Here is a 13,534-nt window from a genome sequence, read left to right as displayed (position 1 = left end):
CTCATGAGGTGTAACACAATCTGTCCGCGCATCTACTCGCCGAAACTTTTCCCGGCGCCTGTGAGTCACCAGAACACAGTCTCTTCTCAAGGAATTGCAGGCATGCCAAGGGCAATCTGGAAAGGCGCGATCAGCTTCGGCTTGGTCCACATCCCGGTATCACTGGTCTCAGCCACGTCTTCCCAAGGCGTTGATTTTGACTGGCTGGACAAACGCAGCATGGACCCGGTCGGCTACAAGCGCATCAACAAGACCACCGGCAAGGAAGTCACCAAAGAGAACATCGTCAAGGGCGTAGCGTTCGAGAAAGGCCGCTACGTGGTGCTCAGCGAGGACGAAATTCGCTCGGCGCACCCCAAGTCGACCCAGACCATCGAAATCATCGCCTTTGTCGCCAGCGACCAGATCCCGCTCCAAAACATCGACACGCCCTACTTCCTGGCTCCGGATAAACGCGGCGGCAAGGTCTACGCACTGCTGCGCGAAACCCTGAAAAAAACCGGCAAGGTGGCTCTGGCCAATGTGGTGCTGCACACCAAGCAGCACCTGGCGGCATTAATGCCGCTGGAGTCGGCGCTGGTGCTGGTAATGCTGCGCTGGCCTGCCGAAGTGCGCAGCCTGGACGAACTGGAACTGGGCAGCGACGTCACCCAGCCGAGCCTGGCCAAAGGTGAGCTGGACATGGCCAAACGCCTGGTGGAGGACATGAGCGCCGACTGGCAGCCCGACGAATACCGCGACAGTTTCCAGGACAAAATCATGGCGCTGGTGGCCAAGAAGGCCAAGGCCGGCAAGATCGAAGATGTGGAGAGCCAGGAAGGCAGCGAAGAGCGCAAATCGGCGGATGTCATTGACCTCACCGAATTGCTCAAGCGCAGCCTGGCCGGCAAGCCCGCCGCCAAGCGCGCGACGAAAAAGCCTGCCGCGAAGAAATCCGCCAAAAAGGCCTCTTGAGCCCGCCATTTGCTGGAGAACGACATGGCAAAGCCCCTGAGCGAATACAACCGCAAACGTGATTTCGGGATTACCGCCGAGCCGGCCGGCAGTGCGCCCGCGGGCAAACGCAAAGCCACGACACTGTCGTTCGTGATTCAAAAACACGACGCGCGAAACCTGCATTATGACTTTCGCCTGGAGCTCGACGGCGTGCTCAAAAGCTGGGCGGTGCCCAAAGGCCCCAGCCTGGACCCCACCCAGAAACGCCTGGCGGTCCACGTTGAAGATCACCCGCTCAGCTATGGCAATTTCGAGGGCAGCATCCCGGCGGGGCAATATGGCGCGGGCGATGTGATCGTGTGGGATCGCGGTGTCTGGCAGCCCCATGAAGACCCGCACAAGGCCTACGCGGCCGGCAAACTCAAGTTCACCTTGGTCGGTGAAAAACTCTCCGGCGACTGGGCCTTGGTGCGCACCCGTCTCAAAGGCAGCGGCGACAAGGAACAGTGGCTGCTGATCAAGGAAAAGGACCAGCAGGCGCGCCCTTCCGATGACTACGACATTGTCGAGGCCGAGCCTAAAAGCGTGCTCAGCGACGCCTCGGTCGGCAAACCCAAAGCGCCGGCCAAACGCCAAAAGGCCGCGGCCACCAAAAAAGCACCCGTCGCCAAACGCGCCGATGCCCTGCCCGAGCAATTGGCCCCGCAACTGGCGACCCTGGTCGATCGCGCGCCAGAAGGTGACTGGCAATACGAAATTAAGTTCGACGGCTACCGCATGCTGGCGCGCATTCGCGACGGTGACGTGCGTCTGTTCACCCGTAATGGCAATGACTGGACCGACCGCCTGCCGCGTCAGGTCAAAGCCCTGCAAACCCTCAAACTCAAGGACAGCTGGCTCGACGGTGAGGTGGTCAGCCTCAATGGCGAGGGGTTGCCGGACTTCCAGGCGCTGCAAAATGCCTTCGACATCGGCCGCAGCCTGGACATCGTGTATTACCTGTTCGACGCGCCATTTCTCGACGGCCAGGATCAGCGCAGCGCACCGGTGCAAGAGCGCCGCGCTGCGCTCAAGTCCGCGCTGTCCGCGAGCCGCAGCAAACTGCTGCGGTTCTCCGAAGCCTTCGCCGCCAACCAGCGCGACATTTTCGAGAGCGCCTGCGACCTGGCGCTCGAGGGCGTGATCGGCAAGCGCGTCGGCAGCCCATATGTGTCGAGCCGCAATGCCGACTGGATCAAACTCAAATGTCGCTTGCGCCAGGAGTTCGTGATCATTGGCTACACGCGGCCTCAGGGTTCGCGCAGCGGCTTTGGCGCGCTGTTGCTGGCTGTCAATGACGATTCCGGGCTGGTCTATGCCGGGCGCGTCGGTACCGGGTTTGATCAGGCATCGTTGAAAGCCATCTATGCGCAGCTCACGCCCCTGGAACGCAAGACCTCGCCGCTGCACATACCGCTGACCAGCGCCCAGGCGCGCGGCGTGCATTGGGTGGAACCTCAGTTGGTTGGCGAGGTGAATTTCGCCGAGTGGACCCGCGAAGGCGTGGTGCGCCAGGCATCATTTGTTGCGTTGCGCACCGACAAGCCGGTGGCGCAGATCATTCACGAGTTGCCGCGCAAGGCCACATCCGTCACCAAGGCGGCCCCGAAGGCAAAAAAGGTCAGCAGCGGCGTGAACATCACGCACCCTGACCGGGTGATCGACAAGCAGAGTGGTACGCAAAAACAGCAATTGGCCGACTTCTATCAAGGCATCAGCGCATGGATTCTGCCGTTTCTGCAGCACCGACCGGTGTCGCTGCTGCGCGCGCCCGAAGGGATAGAGGGCGAGCAGTTCTTCCAGAAGCATTCCGAGCGCCTGGCCATTCCAAACATCAAACAGCTGGACCCGGCACTGGACCCCGGTCATGCGCGCCTGCTGGAGATCGACACCACCGACGCCCTGATCGGCGCCGTGCAGATGGGCACCGTCGAGTTGCACACCTGGGGCGCGACTGTCGACAAAATCGAAACCCCTGACCTGTTTGTGCTCGACCTTGACCCGGACCCGGCGCTGCCGTGGAAAGCCATGCTGGAGGCGGCGCAACTCACGTTGTCGGTTCTGGATGAGATTGGGCTGCAAGCGTTTGTCAAAACCAGCGGCGGTAAAGGCTTGCACCTGGTGGTGCCGCTGGTGCGCCGGGATGGTTGGGACAGCGTCAAAGCCTTTGCCAAGGCCATCGCGCAGTTCATGTCCGCGCAGTTGCCAGAACGGTTTACCGCGACGTCAGGGCCGAAAAACCGCATCGGCAAGATCTTTATCGACTACCTGCGCAATGCGCGCGGCGCAAGTACGGTGGCCGCCTATTCGGTGCGCGCACGGCCCGGCCTGCCGGTATCGGTACCGGTGAGTCGAGAGGAGTTGAACGGTTTGCGCGGCGCCCAGCAGTGGACGGTGGCAAACCTGCATGAACGGTTGGATAAACTCAAAGCCGACCCGTGGGCCGGCTACGCCAATCGGCAGAAGATCACCAAGAAGATGTGGGACAAACTGGGCGCGAAACCACCCGCGTGATGCGCGCCTGTGTGGGTGTCAGATAAGGATAAAGATCAGCGCCAAACCCGCGAAGATCGCCCACTTTTCCAAGTAGTAGCGCGCGCGATTGCGCTTTTTCAGCTCTTTACCGCGCAGGCGGATCTTGTACAGGCGGGTGAACGCGCGGTTCAGGCCGCCGGTCTTGTCGCCTTCATCATTGGGTGAACCGGCGGCTGCCATCACGTTACGGCTGAACCAGCGGTTGAACGCCGCTGCCCAGCGGTATTTCATTGGCCGCTCAATGTCGCAGAACAAGATGATGCGGTTCTGCTGCGTGGTGTTTTCCGCGTAATGAATGTAGGTCTCATCAAACATCACCGGCTCGCCGTCGCGCCAGTAATAGCTCTCGCCGTCCACATTGATGTAGCAGCCAGGATCGTTGGGCGTGTCCAGGCCCAAGTGATAGCGGTAGGAGCCAGCGTACGGGTCGCGGTGGCGCACCAGCTTGGAGCCTGGTGGCAGCTCGGCGAACATTGCCGCCTTGATCGAGCCAATGCTCTGCACCAGCTCGGTGGTGCGCGGGCACAGCTTCATCGCCGACGGATGGCTGTCGCCGTACCACTTGAGGTAGAAACGCTTCCAGCCCGACTTGAAGAACGAGTTGAAACCCACATCGTTGTACTGCTCGGAACGCTTGATCTCGCCCATGCGCATCAGGTTCTGGCCTTCCTGGCGGATTTCTTGCCAATGCTCTTGCAACGGGCTCAGGTCGGGAAAATCGCCGGGCGACAAAAAGGGACGGCTTGGCTGCTTGGAAAACAGGTAAAGGAAGCAGTTGATCGGCGCAAGGAACGTCGAGTGATCGCTAAGCTGGCGGCCCAGCTTGTGTCGCACCCGGCCACGCAGGTGAACATACGCAATGGAGGCAACGTAGAGAGCAACAATGATGAGTTTCAAGGGATTCGTCACACGTCAGAAGAGAACAGGCTGCTCCTGCGTGCCCACAACGGCCGAGGATTTATAAGCAGCACCTGAAATCACGATTACACATAGGCGACTGGACGGGTTGGTTACAATCCGGGCCAAGGCCATTGGCCGTTATTTAGCCACAGTTTGTAACCAAAGGTTAACTAAGAATTGTGAAAAGCTGTCCACAGACCGGCTCGGAGCCATCGTGGGCCAGCATTGACGCTGGCCCATTGACAGTCGCGCTTACGGCAGCGGCTGATCGTCCGTAGGCTCACGGCGTGGGCGGCGAGCGGCCTCTTGGGTCGCGTACAGCTCAGCCTTGCGATGCGTCAGCACGAAGTGACGGATCAATGCAGCCAATACGCCCAGGAACAAGCCGACGACCAGGCTCACCGCGACAATCAGCAGCTTTTTCGGCTTGATCGAGGTCAGCGGCTCCTGAGCACGACGGTCGATGGACACCAGCTTCAGGTTGCTCATGTCGATATTGAGGCCTTTCAAGCGCGCGATTTCGGCCCGCAGCGGCTCAACGTCTTGCAGGAAGATGTCCTCATTCCCACGCTTTTGCAGGACTTCAACCTCACGGTTGGTTTCAAGCAATTGCAGTTCTTTGCCAATTTCGGCGATGCGGCTATTGGTGAAGTCATCGCTGGTGCGCTGTTGCAATGCGGTTCGCTCGGCTTCCAGCGCCTCGGTGCCGAGGAAATACAAAGGAATCTTCTGGTTGCTGATCTCGGTGCGTACCACCTGGTTGGAACCGGCCCGTGTGGTGTCGGCCATGGACGACGGCGTCGTAGGCTTTTTGATGCCCATGGATTTGGCAATCGAGATCGCTTCGGCCAGTTCTGCCAAGCGGTCGGTGCGCTCCATTTTCATCTGCAGGCGCAGCCCGCTGAGTTCATCCTGCAAGCGGGCGCGCTTGACCCGGTCAGCTTCAAGCAGCGTGGCGATCTTCGATTCCTTCTCGGTATCGTAGTTGGCGCGGGCCGCGTCAATCTTGCCTCTGAGCTCGGTCAAACGGTTATTGACGATGACCTTGAGGTCGGCGCCAACCTGCTCACGCTCCGCCGCGACGGCATAGTCGACAAATCCGTTGAGGATCGCCACGCCGTCTACGTCCGCTGGGTATTGCATCTCCAGACGCACATAACTGCTCAACGAATCGGACTTCTTCGGGTCTGGCAGAATCAGGTTGATCGAGTTGCGGTTGAAGTCTTCAAAGCTCTGCTCAAGGCTTCGCCCTGGCTTCTGAAAGGCCTTGAACAGTTCTTCGTGGCTTTTGAAAAAACCCAGGCGAGCCCCATAGGAATCCAGCTGGGCGCCGACTTTTTCCAGCGCATCGGCGGGTGGCAACTTATAAACCTCGGAGCGATTCAACGCATCCAGTTCATTGATGGCCGCCGGGCGCAGCACACTGCTGACCTCATATGTCTTGGGAGCAAGCAGTGCGTAACCCGTCCCCAGTATCCCCGCCAGAATCGTACAACCCACTATCAGTTTTTTTTGCCGCCAGATGGCTTGGAACAATTCAAACAGATCAATTTCATCTGGCGTTGCAGGTGAATTGAGCGGAGAAGTTCGATTCAAAATGAGAACACCTTAAAATGACATTAAAAAGCCACTACCCCATTCGAACTCGAACACAGGTTCAAAGACGGAGAGACCAGGGACAACGCCCTGGCACAGTGACCAACGGCACTCAGACCACATGCTAATGCGAAAAATCCGACGCAATTAGAGATTGTTTCTATTTCATGTCGATGACGACGCAGGGCCATCGTGAATGTATGTCCGAGAATGTCATAAGCGTAGTCAATAGTTCAGTGAATCTCTGTTCGCTAACGCATAAAGCCCTTTTCGGTACATTTTGGTCAGCACGCGGTTACAATTTGCCCTGTTCAATTTTCGGCACTCAGGTGCTCACCCTCAATCCAGCCCCTGCAACAAGGAATGTGCATGCACTCTTTCTCAGATCCGGACTATCAATTTCTTCAAGGCGCTTGGGAGCAGACCGCCCTCGAAGACAGTGGCGTGCTCAACCCTGCCGACGCGCATAGCGCGCCGGGGGCAATCACGACCATTGCCGGGGACACGTTCGAGGTGAAAACGACTCAGGGCGAAGTACTGCTCGCAGGCCGGTTTACGCTGGACAGCAGCACGGCGCCCAAAAGCATCACCTGGGTGGATGCCATCGGCGAAGATGCCGGCAAGCCACTGCCCGCCAGCTATCGCCTGGAGGGTAATGACTTTGTGTTTATCGCCGCCGATGCGGGCATGCCAAGGCCAACGGTATTCAGCACGGGACCCGGGCAAACCATGCGCACTTTTGTGCGCAAAGGTTGATCCGCCCCCATCCGAACTTGCGACATGGTTTTCACACGGCCTTCACTTTCCGGCCTATAGGGTGAGGCCTACCTACTCCAGTGAATCACTTGGCCCGCCTCTCCTCGCGGGCCTTTTTTTGCGCGTGGGAAAACCGCTCAGGCGCAACGCTTGGTGGCGGTCAAGGTGAAACACAGCGGCAATTGGGCCGGCTGATGCGCGTACTGCTCGTAAAGTTCTTCGCGGTTGCAATGCGGGTATTCCTGCAGGTGCTCGATCTGCAGTTGCGCGGCAATTGCGCCACTCACCATGCTTCCCAGGGTATGCACGTACCAATAGGACGTCGGACCGGCAACCTCGCCCTGCCCTTCGTAGACAATCGACTGCTGCAGCACGAACGGATCGCGCTGAAAATATGAACTCGCCGGCAGCAAAGGGTTGGCAGCCCTCGGGTCAAATACCTCCAGGAAGGGATGAGTTTCGTAGATCACCAGCGTGCCGCCGGGTTTGAGGGCACTCGCCACATGGCGCATGAACAGCGCCACATCGGGCATCCAGTTGAGTACGCCAATGGTCACCAGGGCGACGTCGAAGCGCCCCAGCAGAGGTTCGGGCAGGTGATGGATATCGGCTTCAATGAACTCGGGGTTATGCGGCGACACTTCGGCCAATTCCCGCGCTTGTTGAAGAAACGCCCGGGATTGATCGACGCCCACCACACGGCGGGCACCCAGGCCGAGCAGCGACAGGCTTTCACGCCCGTTGTTGCAGCCCAGCTGCACCACGTCTTTGCCGGCAACGCCGACGTCTTGCAGCAACGCAGTGATCGTTGGATCCAGGCACGAAAAATCCGCCTGGGCGACCGATTCCAGCAGCGTCTTCCAAGTGGCGGTGTCTTTGTGCAGCCTGGCGGAGGCGTCCCAGGCGTCCTTGTTATGAGCAATCGCCTGTTGGGCTGAGGGCATGTCCATGTGCTTCTCCAGATCGTTACTACAACGGGCTTCGGAAATTAAGCCAATTGCCTGTCAGATGAAACCCTCTGAGGCGGCGAAACTTCTATTAGAGCCCGTAGGTCACTAGCCCAATGAGTCTCCAGCCCCTGAACACTCTTAGCGAAGACAGCGCCGTGGCCAATCACTCCGACCTGCGTAATACCCTGTCCCTGGACAGCCTGAATTTCTTTCTGGCCGATGTCCGTGACGGGCTCGGGCCTTATCTGGCGATTTACTTGCTGGCGGTGCACAAATGGGAGCCCGCCAGCATCGGCGTGGTCATGACCCTGGCGGGCATTGCGGCTTTGATCACCCAGGGTCCGGCGGGTGCACTGATCGACCGGACCCGCAGCAAGCGCGCGGTGATCGCTGTGGCCGCCCTCCTTGTCACGGGCAGCTGCCTGCTGCTGCCGTTCGTCAGCGCGTTCAGCTGGGTGGCATTGACTCAGGCGGCCAGTGCCGTAGCCGCCTCCGTGTTCGCGCCGGCGATTTCGGCGATTTCCTTGGGCATTACCGGGCCGCGTGCCTTTACCCGCCGCACCGGGCGCAATGAAACCTTCAACCACGCCGGCAATGCCGTGGCGGCCCTGCTGGCGGGCGGTCTGGCGTATCGGTTCGGCCCGGTGGTGGTGTTTTACTTGATGGCCTTTATGGCCGTGGCCAGTGTCGTGGCGGTCAGCTGTGTCTCGGCGTCGGCGATTGACCACGAAGTCGCCCGGGGCTTTGATCCCGCGCACCGCAGCGATCATGAACAACCTTCCGGCGTGAAGGTGCTGCTAAGCAATCGCCCGCTGCTGCTGTTTGCCATCTGCTGCGCGCTGTTTCACCTGGCGAATGCCGCGATGCTGCCGCTGGTCAGCCAGAAGCTGTCGCAGATCAACCTGCAAATGGCCACGCCGCTGACTTCGGCCTGCATCGTCGCCGCGCAGTTGGTCATGGTGCCGATGGCCTGGCTGGTGGGCATAAAAGCTGACGTGTGGGGGCGTAAACCGTTGTTGCTGGCCGGTTTCCTGATTTTGCCGCTGCGTGGCGTGCTGTATACCCTGTCCAGCGACCCGTACTGGCTGGTGGCCGTGCAGATGCTCGACGGCATCGGCGCAGGCATTTTCGGCGCGCTGTTCCCGGTGATCGTCAAGGACCTGACCCAGGGCACGGGTCGTTTCAACGTCAGCCTTGGCGCGCTGTCCACCGTGTTTGGCCTGGGCGCGGCGCTGAGCAGCAGCCTGGCCGGTTTCGTGGTGCAACAGGCCGGTTACAACGCGGCCTTCCTGACGCTGGCGGGGGTTGCGGCGGCAGCGCTGGCATTGTTATGGCTGGCGATGCCGGAGACATTGGCGAAACCATCGCTCGCGCGCATTACAACTGTCGCCTGACATATGCGACAATGCGCGCCAAATTCCAACACACATCCAAAATTTTCTGCTCAGCGACCGGGTTTCGCGCCTTGATGTCGCTGTTGACGCATGCCTGAAGGCTCCTGCCGCCACGCTCGCACCCCATTGATAGGTAAAGTAATTGATCTCCACAGCTAACATCACCATGCAGTATAAAATGCATTGCGGTGATTACTGAGGATCAGTGTTTGCTGGGCCAAGTTGTCATGACTAATCACCCGTACCGCATAAAAATGCACCCGTTGGTTCCAGAAATGGTCCCAGCGGGGAAATTCCAGCTCATGCCGGAACTGCATAACCCCGTACCCCGCCTCCTACCGCGAGGTTGCAAGCCACGAAGACACCTAAGACGCACCATGAAGCCACAAAAGCACCGGTCGGTGTTAACGGCTTTTTTAGGGTGCATTACCCCCAAAATATCTGCCTTACATCCGCCTGGCTGCTCCGACTGAAAGGAGTTACCGAGTTACTGGCACTGCAATATGTCGACGCGCCCCGTCAGGAACCGGAGAAAGTTTTCAGCATCCGAACGACTCAGGAACATTAAGGTGAAGGCGCCCAGCGTCAACAAGCAGCCAGGGGGGGACTCTATATCCTCGAAAACAATATTCACAGATATCCTCCAGCCGAGGCTTAATTATGTAGTTGTACGGAGTAGTGGAACGACGCGTTCCCCATTCTGAAACACTCTGTCCTTGCCATCATGCTTAGCTTTATACATGTTGCTATCCGCGCATTTAAGCACTGCTGACATATCTGAATTTGCCGAAAATTGTGCTATCCCCGCGCTGCAAGTGTACTGATGCGGATGCAAGACACTGCCGCGTATGTTCGCTAATAGCTTCATTGCGTATTCATGCGCAACTACATCATTATCTCCCAGCAATAACACACCAAATTCCTCTCCACCAATTCTTCCAACACTGTGGCTGCCTGGGGTGAGCTTCAGGCAGGCCGCCATAGAGCATAAAATCTTATCACCAACATCGTGACCATATTGATCGTTCTTCTGTTTGAAGTTATCAATATCCAACATAATAAAATAACCGCTACACCCTTCTGTCAATGCACGTTGAAAGGTATCCATAAAGGCGCGCCGGTTGAGTATGCAGGTGAGAAAATCCGTCTCCGCTAATGTTCTAAACTCACTTTCCCTCATCAAAATTGAGCGCATGCTTCTCAAGTAGGTAAAACTAAGTATAAAGCCGATAGATATCGATGCAATGCTGAAAACGCCGAGGTACGCCCTGAGCCCAGTATATATACTGAGATCAAGTGAGGGCCACATTACTGCCCAGACGAGCGCAGCAGATAACAAATAGTCCTGCACAGCGATAAATAAAATTGCGCTACTCAATACGATAATCACAGCAAGCGGAAGTGTGAATACGCGCAATTCTATATGTGTCCCAACCACATTTCCAAAACCTAAAGACAATAATAAAACATATACACCACCGAGAACCCTCCATATGCTAAAGGATGCAGTTTTACGATGAATATGCCACACCAAAAAAAGAAAAATTGTGATGGTAATATTTGACAGATCAAGCGCAGTTTTAGGATCTATCGACAAAACAACCATCCAAGCAACCAACCCTGCCAGTTCAATCTTGGTTACCGCCGGTGATAATAAGGTTCGCAACCTCGATCGGATCTTGAAAATCGCCGGCATCCTAAACTCCGCTTTCGAACCTATCTAGATATTTCAAAGTCAAGGCGAGAGTTCATCCATGACGCAGATTTTTTCCTACTACTTTCGATCATATCAATCTAAAGAACACTTTTAACAATTGCGGCTATTGCAGTCAATACATTGTAAACGTACCATTGCGCAGTAACTGTGCAGTTCAATTCAGGTTGTTGGTAACCCTACCAATTGCCTTAACGACCTGCTCAGCGCCAAGCTGGATAGCAGCCATCGATATGCCTGCCTGCTCAGATAATTCCAGCAAAACGTCGGCTTGGTCTCGACTACGTTGAACGCGTAACGCAGCTTGACCAGCCAATTCACGATTTTGCAGGACCACCCCTGTGATCTCTTGCGTTGCCAGACTGGTGCGGCCCGCGAGTTTGCGCACTTCATCCGCCACTACCGCAAAACCTCGTCCGTGCACACCTGCTCGCGCGGCTTCTATAGCGGCGTTAAGCGCTAAAAGATTGGTCTGGGTAGCGATGGCTCCAATGGTGTCAACTATGGAGCCGATCAATTGTGATTGCGACTCAAGGGCGGCCATGCTGTCGGTTACTGAGGCCATCTGTTGTGCAATAGCTTGCGTACCGAGAATCGAATCGGCGACAAGATTGATGCCTGTTTTAGCTTTTACATCAGTATCCAACGACACGTCGTAAGCTATAGTGGCTGCGTGCTTTACTCCTTCGGCTTTCTCAACTTGCTCGGTCACTACGCTAGCAAATTTGGCTATCTTATAAATCCGCCCGGAGACATCTTTGATTGGATTGTAGGTAGCCTCCAGCCACACCACTTTTCCGCTTTTATCAACCCGACAAAAACGCCCAGCGTGGAACACGCCTCGGTTTAGTGCCTGCCAGAAGTCAGAGTATTGCGGAGAAGCAACGTCCTCCTCCAAACAGAAAATACGGTGATGCTTACCCTGTAGCTCCGCGACACTATACCCCAGAGCTTGTACGAAGGACTCGTTGGCGTATAAGACTTCACCTGATAAATTGAAATGAATTATAGCCATTGACCGATTCAGCGCACTAAACATCTCAATGGATTCCTGTTCGTTCCGCGTTAGGGCTGGTGCAAAAACGCCGTAACCTTGGAAAGTTTGGTTTGCCGCTTTGACCCAACCGATACTAAGTGCAGCGACGCCGCCATCAGCGGCGCGATAGAGTTGCTGTTCGATGGTGCATAGGCTTGGCGCAAAATTCCTATGCGGCTCACATTTAATCTCGCTCACTAACATGCCCGATAGCTCTCCCAACGGATATCCGAGCGCCTCTGCAAATCGCTTATTAGTCGAGATAATCCGCCCCGCCCCATCGACATGCACTGAAAGGAATAACGATTCGATATTAGCGAGCGTACCGCACAACTCCTCCAATTCCCCTTGACAGTCAAGAAGAGCACTCTTAATTCGATGATTAAACATACTGATACCCGGTAAGAGCAAGCAAAAAAGGAGCAGGTCCACATATAAAAATCTTTTGAAAGACTACCAACACGCATTGCACAATTATAACCACCCTAAATGTTGCGTAAATCGACAGCCACCCTACCGCTGTCGTAGTCCACAACACCCAGCTCCACACTTACTCGCGAAATTGAAAAATATATTGACATAGCCCGCCTCATAAGCTCGACAAATGCCGGACTTAATTTAACTGTACGCTTATTGCATTTAAAGTAGCCCTGTTGTTCTCCTTCTCTGATCATGCGCTGCACGTGAGTTTTCGAAACGCCCAAGCGCGAAGAAATTTGAACATAGGACGAGACGTTGTAACCCGTCTCCAGCGAACCATTCCGCAGCGCATCTGCATAAAGCGCAAGCATCGGCAGGTGACCGCCGTCCCTATTGAGCATCCATTTTGCTTCAGGCAGGATCTTATCCAGCAACAAATCTGATTCGAGGATTTTGGCAAATCCACGAGCAAAAACTTTTAATAAATCCGGCGACATTTCTAATCTCGGCGACGAACCAACGTACGGAAAAATCATCTGCGCAGGCAGTAAACACGACTTGATCAACTGTGCGGCTTCTCGCAAGGTTTTATCGGTTGGTTGGAAACTACGCTGACGTCCATCTTGGACGTCTACCTTAACTTCCATATAGCCACTTAAAACTAAAAAAGAAAAATAAGTATCCAGACTATTGCGAGACATATAACCTCGCCCTTGGCAAAAATCTTTAACTTTGGATAGCGGAAGCTTATCATCCTTATAGCTAAAACTAAGCAAAGAAAGGGCCACCATAAACCTGTCATACTTCAAAAGGTTTTTATAGAAAAAAGGTTTTTCTCGATAGCTTTCCATTATCAAATCAAAATGCAGAAGAACAGCTTCATCTATATCGGCTCGTATCATTTCGGAACTGGTCTCTTTCAAACAATCAAGCAGATCAGCTATGTTCATCTACGCTGTGCAACCTCTTTATACAATTAGGCAACTACGACTCGCAATTGTCTTAGTATATACGTATTCCAGAAATCAGCTTATTCACCCCAAAAATGTTTTTATAGCCTTGCATCGCCCCAGGCTGTTTCGGATGAGCACACGTCAGCTCGACTCGTATGGTGAAGTGCTGTCTACCGGAGAGCTATAATCGCCCAAAGGCGCTGGACCTCGTGATCAGGGCGCTCGTTGAGCGTTTTTCAACATAGCATTATCAAAAAAGTGACATAAGCTCGCGGAGTACATCGGTTGCGATACCTTGCCCGCTC

General features: G+C 55.5%; 9 protein-coding genes and 2 pseudogenes. 4 read left to right on the top strand and 7 right to left on the bottom strand.

The features are described from left to right. Positions 1-102 precede the first annotated feature (102 nt). Complete coding sequence (ku, locus tag C4J83_RS14300; protein WP_119740677.1) at positions 103-954, top strand: non-homologous end joining protein Ku; 852 nt, start codon at positions 103-105, stop codon at positions 952-954. Between the two features lie 24 nt (positions 955-978). Continuing rightward, positions 979-3,489, top strand: a complete 2,511-nt coding sequence (gene ligD, locus C4J83_RS14295) for a DNA ligase D (protein ID WP_124417388.1) — start codon at positions 979-981, stop codon at positions 3,487-3,489. Positions 3,490-3,507: 18 nt separating this feature from the next. Here the strand turns inward: ligD and lpxO are convergent, their stop codons facing one another. Together lpxO and C4J83_RS14285 are read right to left on the bottom strand one after the other, a co-directional pair. After that, the gene (gene lpxO, locus C4J83_RS14290) at positions 3,508-4,407 is read right to left on the bottom strand and encodes a lipid A hydroxylase LpxO (protein WP_106578059.1); all 900 of its coding nucleotides are present in this window, start codon (positions 4,405-4,407) and stop codon (positions 3,508-3,510) included. A gap of 255 nt (positions 4,408-4,662) precedes the next feature. Next, the gene (locus C4J83_RS14285) at positions 4,663-6,006 is read right to left on the bottom strand and encodes an LPS O-antigen chain length determinant protein WzzB (RefSeq protein WP_119740682.1); all 1,344 of its coding nucleotides are present in this window, start codon (positions 6,004-6,006) and stop codon (positions 4,663-4,665) included. A gap of 369 nt (positions 6,007-6,375) precedes the next feature. Here C4J83_RS14285 and C4J83_RS14280 point away from each other — a divergent pair, with 369 nt between their 5' ends. After that, a complete protein-coding gene (locus tag C4J83_RS14280) occupies positions 6,376-6,762 on the top strand; it encodes a TIGR03067 domain-containing protein (protein ID WP_106578057.1) in 387 nt (128 codons plus the stop codon). Positions 6,763-6,899: 137 nt separating this feature from the next. Here the strand turns inward: C4J83_RS14280 and C4J83_RS14275 are convergent, their stop codons facing one another. Further along, positions 6,900-7,712 carry a class I SAM-dependent methyltransferase gene (locus tag C4J83_RS14275; protein WP_124417387.1) on the bottom strand — a complete coding sequence of 271 codons (813 nt, stop codon included), beginning with the start codon at positions 7,710-7,712 and terminating at the stop codon, positions 6,900-6,902. A gap of 155 nt (positions 7,713-7,867) precedes the next feature. On the opposite strand from C4J83_RS14275, the gene C4J83_RS14270 reads away from it, so the two are divergent. Beyond that, positions 7,868-9,106 (top strand): MFS transporter, encoded by a 1,239-nt coding sequence (locus tag C4J83_RS14270; RefSeq protein ID WP_119740848.1) that lies wholly within the window; start codon positions 7,868-7,870, stop codon positions 9,104-9,106. 658 nt (positions 9,107-9,764) lie between these two features. Here the strand turns inward: C4J83_RS14270 and C4J83_RS14265 are convergent. From C4J83_RS14265 to C4J83_RS14255, 4 genes and pseudogenes are all read right to left on the bottom strand, one after another. After that, positions 9,765-10,802 (bottom strand): GGDEF domain-containing protein, encoded by a 1,038-nt coding sequence (locus C4J83_RS14265; RefSeq protein ID WP_124417386.1) that lies wholly within the window; start codon positions 10,800-10,802, stop codon positions 9,765-9,767. 175 nt (positions 10,803-10,977) lie between these two features. Further along, positions 10,978-11,343 (bottom strand): annotated as a pseudogene (locus tag C4J83_RS31155) (methyl-accepting chemotaxis protein); the annotation flags it as partial. A 228-nt stretch (positions 11,344-11,571) separates the two neighbouring features. Next, positions 11,572-11,835 (bottom strand): annotated as a pseudogene (locus C4J83_RS31150) (PAS domain-containing protein); the annotation flags it as partial. 506 nt (positions 11,836-12,341) lie between these two features. Then, complete coding sequence (locus tag C4J83_RS14255) at positions 12,342-13,226, bottom strand: hypothetical protein (RefSeq protein ID WP_124417385.1); 885 nt, start codon at positions 13,224-13,226, stop codon at positions 12,342-12,344. Between the last annotated feature and the right edge of the window lie 308 nt (positions 13,227-13,534).

Source organism: Pseudomonas sp. LBUM920 (assembly GCF_003852315.1).
GTDB lineage: Bacteria > Pseudomonadota > Gammaproteobacteria > Pseudomonadales > Pseudomonadaceae > Aquipseudomonas.
The sequence above is the reverse complement of the archived record's forward strand: the minus strand, read 5'-3'. Positions and strand labels throughout refer to the sequence as shown.